The sequence below is a fragment of the Ramlibacter sp. 2FC genome (genome assembly GCF_005503345.1).
In the GTDB taxonomy this organism is placed as follows: domain Bacteria; phylum Pseudomonadota; class Gammaproteobacteria; order Burkholderiales; family Burkholderiaceae_C; genus SCMQ01.
Map to the genome: position 1 here is coordinate 1 of NZ_SCMM01000053.1, position 16,806 is coordinate 16,806.

Here is a 16,806-nt window from a genome sequence, read left to right on the forward strand (position 1 = left end):
CCCCTGCCCCAGGCCCTCGCCCGCTCCGCCGACAAGCTCTACGAGCAGACCGCCCGCATGGGCAACGAAGTCGCCGCCCGCCTGGCGGCGCGCCTGGCCGCCGAGACCCGCGGCGAGGTGCGCTTCGGCGCAGCCGACCGCGGCCGCTACGCCACCGATGCCTCGATCTACCAGGTCATGCCGATCGGCGTGTTCGTGCCGCAAAGCGCCGAGGACGTGGCCCTGGCCCTGGCCATCTGCCGCGACCTGGGCGTGCCCATCGTGCCGCGCGGCGGGGGCACCAGCCAGTGCGGCCAGACCGTGGGCGCGGGCCTGGTGATAGACCACAGCAAGCATGTGCGGCGCATCCTGGACCTCGACGTCGCGAACCGCCAGGTGGAGGTCGAGCCCGGCATGGTGCTGGACCACCTGAACGCCGCACTGAAGGCCCATGGCCTGTGGTTCCCGGTCGACGTGTCCACCAGCGCCCAGGCCACGCTGGGCGGCATGGCCGGCAACAATTCCTGCGGCAGCCGCTCCATCGCCTACGGCAACATGGTGCACAACGTGCTTGGCGCCCAGGCCTGGACGGCCGACGGCGCCCTGCTCGACTTCGGCCCGTACCACCAGGCCTCGGGCCGCGCCCGGGAGATCGGCGACTTCCTGCGCGGCCTGGCCGAGGGCCTGCGCCCCGAGATCGAGGCGCATTGGCCCAAGGTGCTGCGCCGCGTGGCCGGCTACAACCTCGACATCTTCCACAACCAGAACCAGCGGCCCTACACGGCCGACGGCTCGGTCAACCTGGCCCATCTGCTGGTCGGCAGCGAGGGCACGCTGGCGCTGACCCGCTCGCTGCGCCTGCGCCTGGCCGAGCTGCCGCGCGCCAAGGTGCTGGGCGTGGTGAATTTCCCGACCTTCTACCAGGCCATGGACGCGGCCCAGCACATCGTGAAGCTGGGCGGCGACGGCACGCTCAGCGCCGTCGAGCTGGTGGACCGCACCATGATCGAGCTGTCGCTGCAGAACCCCGCCTTCGCGCCGACCATACGCACGGCGCTGTCGCCGCGCATCAACCAGGGCGCGCCCGACGCCATCCTGCTGGTGGAGTTCTCCGGCGCCAGCAAGGCGCAGCTATTTCCGAAGCTGCGCCAGCTGGTCGAGCTCATGGGCGAGCTGGGCCTGCCGGGCAGCGTGGTCGAGATGAGCGAGGACGCGCCGCAGAAGAACCTCTGGGAGGTGCGCAAGGCCGGGCTCAACATCATGATGAGCCTCAAGGGCGACGGCAAGCCGGTCAGCTTCATCGAGGACTGCGCCGTGCCGCTGGAGCACCTGGCCGAATACACCGACGCGCTGACCCAGGTGTTCCGCCGCCACGGCAGCAAGGGCACCTGGTACGCCCATGCCTCGGTCGGCACGCTGCACGTGCGCCCCATCCTGGACATGCGCCAGGCCGGCCCGCAGGGCGGCGCGGCCAAGATGCGCGCGATCGCCGAGGAGGCCTCGGCCCTGGTGCGCAAGTACCAGGGCGCCTACAGCGGCGAGCATGGCGACGGCCTGTGCCGCGGCGAATGGATCGCCTGGCAGTTCGGGCCCCGGATCACCGAGGCCTTAGCCCGCATCAAGCGCCAGCTCGACCCCGGCCAGCTGCTGAGCCCGCAGCGCATCGTCGACCCGCCACCCATGGACGATACGCGGCTGATGCGGTTTTCGCCCAGCTACCGCGTGATCCCGCTGCAGCCGGCGCTGGACTGGAGCGCCTGGAACGTGCAGAACGACCCGGTGACCGAGCGCACCAGCGCGCCGGGCACGGGCGGCGACCCGGCCCAGGGCTTGGCCAAGGCCGTGGAGATGTGCAACAACAACGGCCACTGCCGCAAGTTCGACGCCGGCACCATGTGCCCGAGCTACCGCGTCACGCGCGACGAACAGCACCTCACGCGCGGCCGCGCCAACACCCTGCGCCTGGCCCTGAGCGGCCAGCTCGGCCCCGAGGGCCTGACCAGCGAGGCCGTGCGCGAGGCGCTGGACCTCTGCGTGGGCTGCAAGGGCTGCAAGCGCGACTGCCCCACCGGCGTGGACATGGCCAGGATGAAACTGGAGTACCTGCACCAGGACAGGCAGAAGCATGGCCACAGTCTGCGCGACCGGCTGGTCGCCCAACTGCCCGATTACGCGCGCTGGGCCAGCCGGCTCGCGCCGCTGCTGAACCTGCGCAACCGCGTGCCGGCGCTGGCCCGCCTGGGCGAGCGCTGGCTCGGCATCTCGGCGCGGCGCAGCCTGCCGGCCTGGCAGCGCCGGACCTTCTTCAACGCCGCGCCGGCCAGCGCCACGCGCGAGCAGCTGCTGGCCGCCGAGCGTCCCGTGGTGCTGTTCGTCGACACCTTCAACGGCCATTTCGAGGACGAGAACGCGCGCGCGGCCCTGCGCGTGCTGCAGGCCGCCGGCTACACCGTGCATGTGGCAGCCAAGGACCAGGCCGGCGGCAGCCACCTGTGCTGCGGCCGCACCTACCTCGCCGGCGGCATGGTGGACCAGGCGCGCGCCAAGGCAGGCGAGCTGGTCGAGGCCCTGCGGCCCTTCGCCGAGCGCGGCATCGCGATCGTCGGCCTCGAGCCCTCCTGCCTGCTGACCCTGCGCGACGAGGCCCTGGCCCTGGGCCTGGGCGAGGCCGCGCAGACCGTGGCGGGCCAGGCCCTGCTGCTGGAGGAATTCCTGGCGCGCGAGGCCGCGGCGGGCCGGCTCGAGGACCTGCGCGCACGCCTGGCGCCGGCGACGCGGCCCATCCTGCTGCACGGCCATTGCCACCAGAAGGCCTTCGGCGCCGTGAGCCCCGTCCTCGAGGTGCTGCGGCTGATCCCCGATGCCAGGCCCGAGCTGATCGAGAGCAGCTGCTGCGGCATGGCCGGCAGCTTCGGCTACGAGGCCAGCCACTACGAGGTGTCGATGCAGATGGCCGAGCTCAGCCTGCTGCCCGCGCTGCGCGCGGCCCCCGACGCGCTGGTGGTGGCCGACGGCACGAGCTGCCGGCACCAGATCCACGATGGCGCCCAGCGCGAGGCCGTGCACGTGGCGCAGCTGCTGGCCCAGCACCTGGCCGGGTAGGGTGCCGCACCCCGGCGCTCAGGGGGTCAGGCACCAGGGCGCCTGGTCGTGAGCCAAGCCCATCCACAATGCCCAGCCCGAGCTCAGCGCCAGGGCCAAGCCGGCCAGGCGCACGCCCCAGGCGCCGCTGCCGCCGCCGCCCAGGCGCAGCCACAGCCAGGGGCCCAGCATCAGCGAGACGCTGCTGCCCAGCGCGAACGAGGCCATGGTCAGGGCGCCGTCCAGCACGCTGCCGCTGAGCGCCGCCACCAGCAGGGCCGAGTACAGCAGGCCGCAGGGCATGAAGGCCCAGAGCGCGCCCAGGGCCAGCGGCGCGCCGCGCCCCCAGGACGCGTGCAGGGCGCGCACGCGGCCCCAGAGCCGGCGCGCCGTGCCGTCCAGCCAGACCGGCTGGCGCGCCTGCCACAGCAGCAGCAGGCCCAGCGCCACGGCCGCCACGTGCAGCAGGCTCCACACGGGTCGGAGCACGGCCGTCTGCGTGGTCAGCCAGCCCAGGCCCTGCACCGAAGCCGCCGCCAGCCCGCCCAGGCCGGCATAGCCGGCCACGCGGCCCAGCTGAAACAGGCCCATGGCCGAGGCGCCGCGCTCACCGGCGGCCTTGCCTATGCCGGCGCAGGCTGCGCCGCACATGGCGATGCAGTGGGGCCCGCCCACCAGGCCCATGAGGCCGGCCGTGATCGCCAGGGATGTCTGCATGCAGGCGTTTTAAATGATCTTGGAAAAACGCGCGCGCGTGCGGTCGGCCTGCAGGTAGCGGTCGAACACCATGGCAACGGCGCGCACGAAGAACCAGCCCATGGGCGTGACCTGCAGGCTGGCCTCGCCGAGCTCGACCAGGCCCTGGTCCTGCAGCCCGCGCAGCGTCTCCAGCTCGGCCGCGAAATAGCTCCGGAAGTCGATCAGGTAGGCCAGCTCGATCGACTCGAACTGGAGCTGGCCCTGGCACATGATGGCCATGATCACGGCCCGGCGCACCAGGTCGTCGCGCGACAGGGCCAGGCCGCGCACCACGGGCAGACGCCCCTGGTCCAGCGCGTCGTAATACTCCTCCAGGGTCTTGGCGTTCTGGCTGTAGGTGGCGCCGACGCGGCCTATGGCCGACACGCCCAGGCCGATCAGGTCGCAGTCCGGCTGGGTGCTGTAGCCCTGGAAGTTGCGGTGCAGCCGGCCCTGGCGCTTGGCCACGGCCAGGGCGTCGCCCGGCAAGGCGAAATGGTCCATGCCCACGTAGACATAGCCGCCCTCGGGGAACACCGAGAGCGCGCTCGCCAGCATGGCCAGCTTGGCGGCCGGATGCGGCAACTCGGCCGCGAGGATGCGCCGCTGCGGCTTGAAGCGCTCGGGCAGGTGGGCGTAGGCATAGAGGGCGATGCGGTCGGGCCGCAATTGCACCACCTGGGCCAGGGTGCGATCGAAGGACTCGGGGGTCTGCTGGGGCAGGCCGTAGATCAGGTCCACGTTGACCGACTCGAAGTCCAGCCGGCGCGCGGCCTCGACCAGGGCGAACACCTGCTCGGCCGGCTGGATGCGGTGCACGGCCTTCTGCACCGCAGGGTCGAAGTCCTGCACGCCGAAGCTCAGGCGGTTGAAGCCCAGCTCGGCCAGCACGGCCAGGCGCGCCTCGTCGACCGTACGCGGGTCGATCTCGATCGAGTACTCGCCGCCCGGCGCCAGGTTGAAGCTGCGCCTGAGCATGGCCATCAGCTCGCGCAGCTCGGCGTCGCTCAGGAAGGTCGGGCTACCACCGCCCAGGTGCAGCTGGCTCAGGTTCTGCCCCACGCCCAGCTGCGCCGTGTGCAGGTCGATCTCGCGGCTCAGGTAGCGCAGGTAGGCCTCGCCGCGCTCGTGGTGCTTGGTGATGATCTTGTTGCAGGCGCAGTAGTAGCACAGCGACTCGCAGAACGGAACATGCACGTAGAGCGACAGCGGCAGCGCCATGGCCGCCGCGCCCGAGCGGCGCTGCACCAGCGCCTGGACATAGTCGGCCTCGCCGAAGGCCTCGACGAAGCGGTCGGCGGTCGGGTAGGAGGTGTAACGGGGCCCTGGCACGTCGTAGCGACGCAACAGCTCCGGCGTGATGACATGCCCCGTTGTATTGGTATCTTGCATGGTTCTTACTGTGCCGCCAGGTCGCTTCCGGTTCCTTGACATGGATCAACTTCCAGCCATGCGCTGCGAGCGACAATTTGAGGCATGTCAGAAAGGTTTTCCGCATGTCGGCCCGCCGGACGGCTCCGAAAGGGGTACCCTGCGAACCGTCCCTCGCGTCACCGCCCCGGATCCAACGCATGAACCCTCAAGCCATCAAAGTCGCCTGCTCCAACTGCAACCTGCGCGAGCTGTGCATGCCCATGGGCCTCAAGCCCGAGGAGCTGGACCGCATCGACGAGGTGGTGGCCACGCGCCGCAAGGTCAAGCGCGGGGCCATGCTGTTCTCCAACGGCGAGAAGTTCACGTCCCTGTACGCGATCCGCACCGGCTTCTTCAAGACCTGCATCGCCACCGAGGACGGACGCGACCAGGTCACGGGCTTCCAGATGGCCGGCGAGATCATCGGCCTCGATGGCATCGTGCACGACCACCACACCTGCGACGCGGTGGCGCTCGAGGATGCCGAGGTCTGCGTGATGCCCTTCGACCGCATCGAGGAGCTCTCGCGCGAGGTCACGGCACTGCAGAACCACGTGCACAAGATCATGAGCCGCGAGATCGTGCGCGAGCACGGCGTGATGCTGCTGCTGGGCAGCATGCGCGCCGAGGAGCGCCTGGCGGCCTTCCTGCTCAACCTGGTTCAGCGTCTGCATGCCCGCGGCTTCTCGCAGTCCGAGCTGATCCTGCGCATGACGCGCGAGGAGATCGGCAGCTACCTGGGCCTCAAGCTCGAGACCGTGAGCCGCACCTTCTCCAAGTTCGTCGAGGACGGCATCGTCGAGGTCAAGCAGCGCCATGTGCGCATCCTCGACACCGAGGCGCTCAAGCGCATCGTCAACAACCAGTCCTGCCAGTAAGGCGGGCTGCGCCCGCCCCTTCCGGCCCTCCAGACCTCAGCGGCAGCCTTCCTGCCTGGCACAGTCCTCGGGCCGTGCGTCCGGCGGCACCGGGCAGCGGTTCACCTCGAACGGCGAGAGCGAGAGCAGCGTGGTCAGCGCGCTCGAGGCCATGGTCATGAGCCAGAACACGAAGAAAGCCAGCGTGTAGACGCCCAGGCGCGACAACGCCAGCGGCTGGCCGAACCAGTGCAGGTCCTCGGGGTCGACCATGGCGAACACCAGCATCTCGAGCACGCCGGCCACCAGAAAGGCCGGCCAGGCGATCCACATCCAGCGTCTTGCGAGCATCTAGGCCTCCTTGTCGAGCCGGGCCTCAGGGCCGCGCCGCAGCCGGCTGGGCGGGCACGCCGGTGGCGGCATGGTTGCGCGCCTGCAGGGCCGGCGCCAGGGCGGCCTGCCCGGCCTGCTGGGCCGGCCCATGGCCGCCGATCACCGGGTCGGGCGTGCGCAGCGCCAGGAACAGGGTGACGAAGCCCGCCACCACCACGATGGCCGGTCCGGCGATCAGCAGCCAGACATGGCCGTGTTTCCACCAGGGTTGCGCTTGTCTGTCCTGCATGAGCACTCCTTACCTCGGAACCAGAAACACCGACTTCTCACTCACCTGCCCCGCGCCGTCCAGAGTCTTCACCTGGAACTGGATCGGGTGCGACCCGGCGGATGCCGCGCCGTAGGGCAGCTGCAGCCGCACCGGCAGCCACAGCGACTGGGTGGCCTCCACGGTCGCGCTGTCGCCGCTCACCACGGCGAGGCCGGGCAGGCCCTGGGCCGCGATGCTGAACTGCTGCTGGCGCTCGGTGGCGTTCATGATCTGCAGCCGGTAGACGTTCTCGATCCGCCCGCCGCTGACGATGCGCGCCAGCGCGGCGCGGTCGCGCACCACGTCGACCTTGAACGGCGTGCGCAGCCACAGGCTGGCCAGCAGGGCCAGGCTCACCGCGCCCAGGATGGCGGCATAGACCAGCACCCGCGGCCGGAAGACGCGGCGCAGCAGCTGCGCGCGCGTCCAGCCGCCGGCCACGGCGTTCTGCGTCGAATAGCGGATCAGCCCGCGCGGGTAGACCATCTTGTCCATCACGCTGTCGCAGACATCGACGCAGGCGGCGCAGCTGATGCATTCGTACTGCAGCCCCTTGCGGATGTCGATGCCGGTGGGGCAGACCTGCACGCACAGCGTGCAGTCTATGCAGTCGCCCAGGTTCAGCGCCTTCGGGTCGGCCTTGCGCGAGCGCGCGCCGCGCGGCTCGCCGCGCGCCTCGTCGTAGCTCACGATCAAGGTGTCGCGGTCGAACATCGCGCTCTGGAAGCGCGCGTAGGGGCACATGTACTTGCAGACCTGCTCGCGCAGGAAGCCGGCGTTGCCGTAGGTGGCGAAGCCGTAGAACAGGACCCAGAAGGTTTCCCAGGGCCCCGTGCCCAGCTGCAGGAAGGACTGGCCGAGCTCGCGGATCGGCGTGAAATAGCCGACGAAGCTGTAGCCGGTCCACAGCGAGAGTAGCACCCAGACCCCCTGCTTGCCGCCCTTGCGCGCCAGCTTGGAGGCCGACAGGGGCGCAGCGTCGAGCCGCATCCTGGCCTGGCGGTCGCCTTCGAGGTGCCGCTCGATCCAGAGGAAGAGCTCGGTGTAGACCGTCTGCGGGCAGGCGTAGCCGCACCACTGGCGGCCGGCCACGGCGGTGAACAGGAACAGCGCCATGGCCGAGATGATCAGCAGAGCCGCCAGGTAGATGAAGTCCTGCGGGTAGAGCACTAGGCCGAAGATGTAGAAACGCCGCAGGCCCAGATCGAACAGCACGGCCTGGCGCTGGCCCCACTCGAGCCAGGGCAGGCCGTAGAAGACCAGCTGGGTCAGGATCACCAGGCCCCAGCGCCAGCGTGCGAACAGGCCCGAGACGCTGCGCGGGTAGATCTTCTTTTGCGCCTCGTAGAGCGAGACCATCACCTCGTCGGCCGCGGGCGCGGCGACGATGGGGATGACCCGCGCAGTGGTCGTCCTCTGGTTGGGCTTCACGGGCTGCCCTTCTCAAGGTCTTGGCAAGCGCTACACCACGCGCCGCGGCAGGCGGTATCCGGCGGGGGCTCATACTGTGGCGGTCGGCGCGTTGCGCCGACTCCACTGCGATGCTCGCCGCCACACAAATCGCCCCCACCGGACACCGCCTGCCGCGGCAAAGTGACACCGCGGCGCTCGCTGCTAGTCCAGCGAAACGGGGAAATCGGCTGTGCGCCGGGGTCGCAACGGGCGCAGGGCAAGGCGCGCGCCGCAGCCAAGGCTGGCCGCCTTGGCAAGGTGCGCAACGCCGCCATGCGGTCGTTGCGACCCCGGCCCTGCGGGTGAGTGCCTGGCAGGGCCGCACTCGTCGTTGCCGTGCTCGCCGGGTGTCCAACCCGGCTGCGCCCGCCGCCTCGATTGCGGCCCTGCCAGGCACTCACGCACAGCCGATTTCCCCGTTTCGCTGGACTAGTGGCTCGCCAACCATGCCTCTGCAAAGGCGTGTGCGGGCAGGTCGCAGCGCGCCTTGAGGGCGCCGAGGAGCGCAGGTCTGGCGGCCGCGCGCGCAGCGCGCTTCGTGAACTGACTCGTCGCGCTTGTTTGAGCGGCGCGAGCGAAGCGAACAAAGCGAGTTGCGCGACGGGCCGCCAGACCGAGCACCGCAGGGAAGTCGCCGCGCAGCGGCGATCGCCCTCATTGAAGCGCTGCGGCCTGCCCGCGCACGCCTTTGCCGCGCGGTGCAGCGAACACGTCGAAAGGGACGGCTGCAAGGACACCCCCCTCAGGGCGCCCTGCGCGCGTTCTTGTTCGACAGGCCCCAGACATAGGCGGTCAGCACATGGATCTGGTCTTCGGTCAGCTTGCCGGCCTGGGCCGGCATCTGGTTGAGCTTGCCCTGGTTGATCATGGCGACGATGGCGTTCTCGCCCCAGCCATGCAGCCAGATGTCGTCGCTCAGGTTGGGCGCGCCCAGCGCGGGGTTGCCTTTGCCGTCCATGCCGTGGCAGGCCGCGCAGGCGCCGAACTTGGACTTGCCCAGGGCCGCGCGCAAGGAGTCGTGCGGGCTGCCGGACAGGCTCAGCACGTAGTGGGCCACGTTGCGCACGTCCTCGGGCGTGCCCACGGCGGCCGCCATGGGCGGCATGTTGCCGGCGCGGCCCTGGACCAGGGTTTCCTTGATCTTGTCGGGCGCACCGCCGTGCAGCCAGTCGCCATCGGCGAGGTTGGGGAAGCCCTTGCTGCCGCGCGCGTCGGCGCCATGGCACTGGGCGCAGTTGTTCATGAACAGGCGGTCGGCTATGGCCATGGCCTGGGCGTCGCGCGCCACGTCCTCGGGCTTCATGCCGGTGAAGCGCGCGTACAGCGGCGCCACCTCCTGGTTGCCCTTGGCCACCTCGGCCTGGTACTGGCCGGCCTGGCTCCAGCCGTATTTGCCGGCGAAGCTGCCCAAGCCCGGGTACATGGCCAGGTAGGCCAGCGAGAACACCACGGTGATGATGAACAGCCACACCCACCAGCGCGGCAGGGGGTTGTTCATCTCGCGCAGGTCGCCGTCCCAGACATGGCCCGTGGTGTTGTCGTTGGCGGTCATGGCCTTGGCCTTGCCGCTGAACCACAGCAGCAGCAGGCAGGCGATGATGCCGGCCAGGGTGATGCCCGCCACGTAGACCGACCAGAAGTTGCTGACGAAGTCGCTCATTGTTTTCCTTTGGATGTTCGGGCCTCAGTCCTGGCCGAAAGGCAGCCGGGCCGCCTCCTCGAAGCCCGCCTGGTTGCGGCGCGACCAGGCCCAGACGCAGATGCCAAGGAAGGCGATCAGGGCCGCCACGGTGACGGCGGAGCGCAGGGTGTTGATGTCCATGTTCTGTCCTTCGCGCGGCTTCACTTGCGGTGAATGCCCAGCACCTGCAGGTAGGCGATCACGGCGTCGAGCTCGCTCTTGCCCTGGACCTCCTCGGCCGCCTTGGCGATCTGCTCGTCGCTGTAGGGCGCGCCCAGGCTGCGCAGCCCCTTCATGTGGACCGGCAGCGCGGCCGCGTCGACGGTGGTCTTCTCCAGCCAGGGGTAGGATGGCATGTTGGACTCCGGCACCACGTCGCGCGGGTTGTTCAGGTGGATGCGGTGCCATTCGTCGCTGTAGCGCCCGCCCACGCGCGCCAGGTCGGGGCCGGTGCGCTTGCTGCCCCACTGGAAGGGGTGGTCGTAGACGAACTCGCCGGCCACCGAGTAAGGGCCGTAGCGCAGGGTCTCGGCGCGGAACGGCCGGATCATCTGCGAGTGGCAGTTGTAGCAGCCCTCGCGCACGTAGACGTCGCGCCCGGCGACCTGCAGCGCCGTGTAGGGCTTGAGGCCGGCGATCGGCTCGGTGGTGGACTTCTGGAAAAACAGCGGCACGATCTCGACCAGGCCGCCGATGGCGACCACGATCAGGATCAGCACGATCATCAGGAAGTTGTTGGTCTCGATCTTCTCGTGCGACAGACCGCCGCTGCTTGTCTGGTTGGCCATGGTGCGTGCTCCTCCTCAGGCATGGGCCGCAGCGGCCGGGATGGCCACGGCGACCGAGCGGCCGGCGGTGGCGGTCTTGACGGTGTTCCACAGCATGATCAGCATGCCGGCCAGGTACAGCAGGCCGCCGAGCAGGCGCAGCACGTAGAACGGGAAGGTCGCCTTGACCGACTCGACGAAGGTGTAGGTCAGCGTGCCGTCGGTATTGACCGCGCGCCACATCAGGCCCTGCATCACGCCGGCGATCCACATGGAGGCGATGTAGAGCACGATGCCTATGGTCGCGACCCAGAAGTGGACCTCGATGGCCTTGACGCTGTACATCTGCTTGCGGCCGAACAGGCGCGGCACCAGGTAGTACATGCTGCCCATGGTCACCAGGCCGACCCAGCCCAGGGCGCCCGAGTGCACGTGGCCCACGGTCCAGTCGGTGTAGTGCGACAACGCGTTGACGGTCTTGATCGACATCATCGGGCCTTCGAAGGTCGACATGCCGTAGAAGGACAGCGAGACGATCAGGAAGCGCAGGATGGGGTCGTCGCGCAGCTTGTGCCAGGCGCCCGACAGGGTCATGATGCCGTTGATCATGCCGCCCCAGCTGGGCGCCAGCAGGATCAGCGAGAACAGCATGCCGATCGACTGGGTCCAGTCGGGCAGCGCCGTGTAATGCAGGTGGTGCGGGCCGGCCCACATGTAGGTGAAGATCAGCGCCCAGAAGTGGACGATGGACAGGCGGTAGGAGTAGACCGGGCGCTCGGCCTGCTTGGGGATGAAGTAGTACATCATGCCCAGGAAGCCGGCCGTCAGGAAGAAGCCCACGGCGTTGTGGCCGTACCACCACTGGACCATGGCGTCCTGCACGCCGGCGTAGGCCGAGTAGGACTTCATGAAGCCGACCGGGATGGCGGCGCTGTTGACCAGGTGCAGCAGGGCCACGGCCAGGATGAAGGCGCCGAAGAACCAGTTGGCCACGTAGATGTGCCTGACCTTGCGCGTGCCCACGGTGCCGAAGAAGACCACGGCGTAGGCCACCCAGACCAGGGTGATCAGCAGGTCGATCGGCCACTCGAGCTCGGCGTACTCCTTGCCGCTGGTGTAGCCCAGCGGCAGCGAGACCGCGGCCAGCACGATCACCAGCTGCCAGCCCCAGAAGGTGAAGGCCGCCAGCTTCTCGCCGAACAGGCGCACGTGGCAGGTGCGCTGCACCACGTAGTAGGAGGCGGCGAACAGGCCGCAGCCGCCGAAGGCGAAGATCACGGCATTGGTGTGCAGCGGCCGCAGGCGGCCGTAGCTGAGCCAGGGAATGCCGAAATTGAGCTCCGGCCAGGTCAGCTGGGCGGCGATGATGACGCCGACCAGCATGCCGACCACGCCCCAGACCACGGTCATGACGGCGAACTGCCGCACGACGGTGTCGTTGTAGGTGCCGGCTCGCGCAGGGACAAAATTCATGCTTACCTCTCTAGTAACCCGGTCCGAGTGTCCCCGGACCTCGCCGCGCCGGCCTTGATGCAAATCAATCGTGCCGAAGAATCCGCTGGCCCTCGGCCTCGACGTCCTCGAACTGCCCCTGGTGGATGGCCCACCAGAGCCCACCGAGGATGAAGAACACCAGGACGACCGACAGCGGAATCAAGAGGAACAGGATGTCCATCAGGTCTTCTCCAGGGGCGCCGCCAGGCGCAGGGCGTTGAGCACCACGGCCAGCGAGCTCAGGGCCATGCCCAGGCCCGCCAGCCAGGCCGGCAGCCAGCCCGCCACCGCCAGCGGCACGCAGACCGCGTTGTAGAGCGCCGCCCAGGCCAGGTTCTGGCGCACCACGCGCAGCGTGCGGCGCGCCAGGGCCAGGGCCTGCGGCACCTCGGCCAGGCGCTCGCCCAGCACCACGAAGTCGGACTGCGCCTGGGCCAGCGGCACGGCCTGGCCGAAGGCGAACGAGACATGGGCGCCCGCCAGCACCGGGCCATCGTTCAGGCCGTCGCCGACCATGGCGACGCGGCGCCCACGGGCCTGGGCCGCTCGCAGGAAGTCCAGCTTGTCCTGCGGCGTGCAGCCGCCGCGCGCCTCGGTGATGCCGCTGCCCTGGGCCACGCGGGCCACGGCCTCGGCCCCGTCGCCCGACAGCAGGCTCACGGCCACGCCCTGGGCGCGCAAGGCGGCCACGGCGGTGGCGGCGTCGGGGCGCAGTTCCTCGCGCAGCTCGAAGCTGGCCAGCCAGCCTTGGTCGTCGCTCAGGCAGGCCTGGGGCGCGTCGCTGGCCGGCAACGCCACGCCGCAGAAAGCAGCCGAACCCAGGCGCAGGGACAGTGGCGCCTGGCCGGTGCGGCGCAGCGTGGCGGCCACGCCCTGGCCCGCCGCCTCCTGCAGGCCCTCGACGGTCCAGGCCCGGGCCTCGTCAGCCGCCTCGGACTCGCCGGCCGCCACCAGGGCGCGCGAGACTGGATGCAGCGACTGGCGACCCAGCGCCGCCGCCAGGCCCAGGGCCTGGCCGCGCGTGAGGCCGGGCCGCGTGCGCACCGCGCCCAGCACCAGGGCGTCGCGCGTCAGCGTGCCGGTTTTGTCGAACACCAGCTGGTCCACCGAGGCCAGGGCCTCCAGGGCCTGCAGGCGGCGCAGCAGCACGCCGCGGCGCGCCAGCTGGCCGGCACCGGCCAGCATGGCCGCCGGCGTGGCCAGCGACAGCGCGCAGGGGCAGGTCACGATCAGCACGGCCACCGCCACCATGAGGGCGCGGCCCGGGTCCTGCGGCCACCAGAAGGCCGCCGCCGCGCCCGCGGCCAGCAGCACGGCGATCAGGAAGGGCTTGGCGATGCGGTCGGCCAGCCGGGCCAGCTGCGGCTTGCTGGCCGAGGCGCTTTCCATCAGGGCCACGATCTGGGCGAAGCGCGTTTGCGCCCCGGTGCGCTCCACGCGCACCAGCACGGGGGCCGCCAGGTTGTGGCTGCCGGCGATCACGGCCGCGCCCTCGCCGCGCGGCAGCGGCCGCGACTCGCCGGTCAGCAGGGCCTCGTCGGCCAGGGTCTGGCCCTCGAGCACCGTGCCGTCGGCGGGAAAGGCCTCGCCCGGCAGCACGCGCACCACGTCGCCGGCCGCCAGGCGGCGCACTGCCACGCGCTCGAAGCGGCCGCCCGCGCCGCGCCGCTCCACGCTGTCGGGCAGGCGGTTCATCAGCGACTCCAGCGCGCCGGCCGTGCGGTCGCGCAGGCGCAGCTCCAGCCAGCGCCCGGTCAGCAGGAAGAACACGAACATGGTCAGCGAGTCGAAATAGACTTCGGCGCCGAACGGGCCGGCCGGCTCGAAGGTGGCCAGCGAGCTGACGGCGAAGGTGATGCCCATGCCCAGCGCCACCGGCAGGTCCATGCTCACGCGGCGCTGGCGCAGGTCGCGCCAGGCGCTGGCGAAGAAGGGCGCGCAGGAGAACAGCAGCACCGGCAGCGTCAGCACCCAGGAGGCCCAGCGCAGCAGGCCCTGCATGTCGGGCGTGATCTCGCCGGGCTCGGCCACATAGGCCGGCGTGGCGTACATCATGACCTGCATCATGCACAGGCCCGCCACGCCCCAGCGCCACAGCGCGCGCCGGGACTCGGCGCGGCGCCGCTCGCCGGCCAGGGCATCGTTGGCCGGCACCGCGCTGTAGCCCGCCGCGCGCACCGCCTGCATCCAGCGCGAGGGCCGGGTCTCGGCCTCGCTCCAGACGATGGTTCCGCGCCGGCTCGCGGCACTGACCTCGGCCGCGCGCACGCCGGGCACCGCGCGCAGCGCGTCCTCCAGGGTGACGGCGCAGGCCGCGCAGTGCATGCCCTCGAACACCACGCGCGAGGTCCAGTCGCCCGGCCGGCCCTGCAGCGGCTGGCTGAAGGCCGGCCACTCCTGGGGATCGTCGAGCACGGCCAGCTCAGACGATTCGGCCGCCACGGCGCCCTCGGTTCCGGCGCCGAACAGGCCGGGGGGGCTGGGGGCTGGCAGGGCGGCGCTTTCCATCATCGGCGACAGCTTAGCGAAACCACTGGCGATTGCCTTGATTTGCATCAAGCCGCAAGTTGCCGTAAAAGCTACCCTGAGCATTCCATCAACAAAAGGAGAACAGCATGTACAAGCGCATCCTCGTCGCCACGGACGGCTCCACGCTCTCGAAAAAGGCTGTCAGCAGCGCCATTGCGCTGGCCGCGCTGTCTGGCGCCGAGCTCGTCGCGCTGAAGGTGATTCCCCGCTACCCGCAGAGCTATTTCGAGGGCTCGATCCCGCTGTCAGCCCAGGACGTGGCGCGCGTGGAGCAGCAGTGGGCCGAGGATGGGCAGGCGGTGGTGGATGCCGTCAAGAAGGCCGGTGAGGCCAAGGGCGTGAAGGTCAAGGCGCTGACGGCCAAGTCGGACGTGGTGTCGGACGCGCTGATCGCGGCGGCCAAGAAGCACAGCGTGGACCTGATCGTCATGGCCTCGCACGGCCGCAAGGGCATCAAGCGCCTGCTGCTGGGCAGCGAGACCCAGCAGGTGCTCACGCACTCGCACGTGCCGGTGCTGGTGCTGCGCTGAGCGCTCGCCCACCGCGCGGCGGGCCGCAAGCAAAAAGCCCGGACCTGGCCGGGCTTCGGTCTTGGGCGACGGCCCGGCTCAGGCGAACAAGGCCTTGTACTGCTCGCGCAGCAGGTTCTTCTGCACCTTGCCCATGGTGTTGCGCGGCAGCTCCTCGACCACGAAACAGCGCTTGGGAATCTTGAAGTTGGCCAGCCGGGACTTGAGCTCGGCGATCACGCGCTCCGGCTCCAGCCCGGTGCCGGCCTTGGGGATGACCACCGCCACCCCCACCTCGCCGAAATCCGGGTGCGGCACGCCGACCAGTGCGCTCTCGGCCACACCGGGCATCTCGTTGATGTAGCCCTCGATCTCGGCCGGGTAGACGTTGTAGCCGCCGGAGATGATCAGGTCCTTGCTGCGGCCGACGATGCAGACATAGCCGTGCTCGTCGACCCGGCCCACGTCGCCGGTCTTGAAGAAGCCGTCGGCGGTGAACTCCTCGGCCGTCTTCTCGGGCATGCGCCAGTAGCCCTTGAACACGTTGGGCCCCTTGACCTCGATGCCGCCGATCTCGCCCGCGGGCAGGGGCCGGCCGTCCTCGCCCACCACGCGCAGGCTCACGCCCGGCAGCGGGAAGCCCACCGTGCCGCCGCGCCGCTCGTCCTGGTTGCCGTGGCGCGGATCGGGGCGGTAGGGGTTGGAGGCCAGCATCACGGTCTCGCTCATGCCGTAGCGCTCGACGATGGCGTGGCCGGTGCGCTCGCGCCATTCGTTGAAGGTCTCGAGCAGCAGCGGCGCCGAGCCGGCGACGAACAGGCGCATGTTCTTCACCACCTCGCGCGTGAGGCCGGGCTCGGCCAGCAGGCGCACGTAGAGCGTGGGCACGCCCATGAACACGGTGGCGCGCGGCATGTGCTGCAGCACCTGCTTGGGGTCGAACCTGGCCAGCCAGATCATCTTGCTGCCGTTGATCAGCGCGCCGTGGATGGCGACGAACAGGCCGTGCACGTGGAAGATGGGCAGCGCGTGGATCAGCACGTCGCCGCCTTCCTCGGGCGTTCTCCAGCCCCAGTAGCCCTTGAGCGTGAGCGCGTTGGACAGCATGTTGCCGTGCGTCAGCATGGCGCCCTTGCTGCGCCCGGTGGTGCCGCTGGTGTAGAGGATGGCGGCCAGATCGTCCGCGGCGCGCAAGGCGGGCTGGTGCTGGTCGCCGAAATGCGCGGCACGCTCGAGCAGGCTGCCGCTGCGGTCCTCGCCCAGGGTGAACACATGGCGGGTGCCGGCCTTGAAGGCGATCTTGCTGACCCAACCGAAACTCTTCGGGCTGCAGACCACGACGGCGGGCTCGGCGTTGCCTATGAAGTACTCGATCTCGGCGCTCTGGTAGGCGGTGTTGAGCGGCAGGAACACGTGGCCAGCGCGCAGCGTGGCCAGGTAGAGCATCATGGCCTCGACCGACTTCTCGACCTGCACTGCGATGCGGCTGCCCGCGGGCAGGGCCAGCGAATCGAGCAGGTTGGCCAGCATGGCGGTGGCGCGGTCCAGGTCGCGCCAGGAATACAGCAGGCCCTGGTCGGTCTCGACGGCCACGGCGTCGAGGTCTTGCGGGAAGGCCGCACGCAGAGCGGCAAACAGGTTGTGGTTGTTCATGGTCGGGACG

The 16,806-nt window shown here is 70.1% G+C and carries 15 protein-coding genes; 3 read left to right on the top strand and 12 right to left on the bottom strand.

Annotated features, from left to right (window positions below; all coding sequences use genetic code 11):
• Positions 1 to 57 precede the first annotated feature (57 nt).
• Positions 58 to 3,081, top strand: a complete 3,024-nt coding sequence (locus FFS10_RS18795) for an FAD-binding and (Fe-S)-binding domain-containing protein (RefSeq protein ID WP_137896058.1) — start codon at positions 58 to 60, stop codon at positions 3,079 to 3,081.
• Between the two features lie 18 nt (positions 3,082 to 3,099).
• On the opposite strand, the gene FFS10_RS18800 is transcribed toward FFS10_RS18795, so the two are convergent.
• Positions 3,100 to 3,777, bottom strand: a complete 678-nt coding sequence (locus tag FFS10_RS18800; RefSeq protein ID WP_137896021.1) for a sulfite exporter TauE/SafE family protein — start codon at positions 3,775 to 3,777, stop codon at positions 3,100 to 3,102.
• Positions 3,778 to 3,786: 9 nt separating this feature from the next.
• Entirely contained in the window at positions 3,787 to 5,190 is a 1,404-nt protein-coding gene (gene hemN, locus FFS10_RS18805) for an oxygen-independent coproporphyrinogen III oxidase (RefSeq protein WP_137896023.1), read from the bottom strand.
• Positions 5,191 to 5,369: 179 nt separating this feature from the next.
• Between hemN and fnr the strand changes: the two genes are divergently transcribed.
• Positions 5,370 to 6,089, top strand: coding sequence for a fumarate/nitrate reduction transcriptional regulator Fnr (gene fnr, locus FFS10_RS18810; protein ID WP_137896024.1), 720 nt, complete (start codon positions 5,370 to 5,372; stop codon positions 6,087 to 6,089).
• A gap of 36 nt (positions 6,090 to 6,125) precedes the next feature.
• Here fnr and FFS10_RS18815 read toward each other — a convergent pair whose 3' ends face one another.
• The 9 genes from FFS10_RS18815 to FFS10_RS18855 form a co-directional block, all read right to left on the bottom strand.
• Positions 6,126 to 6,419 carry a hypothetical protein gene (locus tag FFS10_RS18815; RefSeq protein ID WP_137896026.1) on the bottom strand — a complete coding sequence of 98 codons (294 nt, stop codon included), beginning with the start codon at positions 6,417 to 6,419 and terminating at the stop codon, positions 6,126 to 6,128.
• Positions 6,420 to 6,444: 25 nt separating this feature from the next.
• On the bottom strand, positions 6,445 to 6,690 hold the full coding sequence (locus FFS10_RS18820) for a nitrogen fixation protein FixH (RefSeq protein ID WP_137896028.1): 246 nt from the start codon (positions 6,688 to 6,690) through the stop codon (positions 6,445 to 6,447).
• Positions 6,691 to 6,699: 9 nt separating this feature from the next.
• Complete coding sequence (gene ccoG, locus FFS10_RS18825) at positions 6,700 to 8,142, bottom strand: cytochrome c oxidase accessory protein CcoG (protein WP_502702892.1); 1,443 nt, start codon at positions 8,140 to 8,142, stop codon at positions 6,700 to 6,702.
• 763 nt (positions 8,143 to 8,905) lie between these two features.
• Positions 8,906 to 9,823 (bottom strand): cytochrome-c oxidase, cbb3-type subunit III, encoded by a 918-nt coding sequence (gene ccoP / locus FFS10_RS18830; protein ID WP_137896030.1) that lies wholly within the window; start codon positions 9,821 to 9,823, stop codon positions 8,906 to 8,908.
• A gap of 24 nt (positions 9,824 to 9,847) precedes the next feature.
• The gene (locus FFS10_RS18835) at positions 9,848 to 9,985 is read right to left on the bottom strand and encodes a cbb3-type cytochrome oxidase subunit 3 (RefSeq protein ID WP_137896032.1); all 138 of its coding nucleotides are present in this window, start codon (positions 9,983 to 9,985) and stop codon (positions 9,848 to 9,850) included.
• 20 nt (positions 9,986 to 10,005) lie between these two features.
• On the bottom strand, positions 10,006 to 10,632 hold the full coding sequence (ccoO, locus tag FFS10_RS18840; RefSeq protein ID WP_137896033.1) for a cytochrome-c oxidase, cbb3-type subunit II: 627 nt from the start codon (positions 10,630 to 10,632) through the stop codon (positions 10,006 to 10,008).
• A gap of 15 nt (positions 10,633 to 10,647) precedes the next feature.
• Positions 10,648 to 12,084 (bottom strand): cytochrome-c oxidase, cbb3-type subunit I, encoded by a 1,437-nt coding sequence (ccoN, locus tag FFS10_RS18845; protein WP_137896035.1) that lies wholly within the window; start codon positions 12,082 to 12,084, stop codon positions 10,648 to 10,650.
• A gap of 64 nt (positions 12,085 to 12,148) precedes the next feature.
• On the bottom strand, positions 12,149 to 12,286 hold the full coding sequence (gene ccoS / locus FFS10_RS18850; RefSeq protein ID WP_137896037.1) for a cbb3-type cytochrome oxidase assembly protein CcoS: 138 nt from the start codon (positions 12,284 to 12,286) through the stop codon (positions 12,149 to 12,151).
• A complete protein-coding gene (locus FFS10_RS18855) occupies positions 12,286 to 14,613 on the bottom strand; it encodes a heavy metal translocating P-type ATPase (RefSeq protein WP_137896061.1) in 2,328 nt (775 codons plus the stop codon). The genes ccoS and FFS10_RS18855 overlap by 1 nt, the downstream gene beginning before the upstream one ends.
• 107 nt (positions 14,614 to 14,720) lie before the next feature.
• Between FFS10_RS18855 and FFS10_RS18860 the strand changes: the two genes are divergently transcribed.
• The gene (locus FFS10_RS18860; protein ID WP_137896038.1) at positions 14,721 to 15,164 is read left to right on the top strand and encodes a universal stress protein; all 444 of its coding nucleotides are present in this window, start codon (positions 14,721 to 14,723) and stop codon (positions 15,162 to 15,164) included.
• Positions 15,165 to 15,242: 78 nt separating this feature from the next.
• On the opposite strand, the gene FFS10_RS18865 is transcribed toward FFS10_RS18860, so the two are convergent.
• Positions 15,243 to 16,796: a malonate--CoA ligase gene (locus tag FFS10_RS18865; RefSeq protein WP_137896040.1), complete on the bottom strand. Its 1,554-nt coding sequence runs from the start codon at positions 16,794 to 16,796 to the stop codon at positions 15,243 to 15,245.
• Between the last annotated feature and the right edge of the window lie 10 nt (positions 16,797 to 16,806).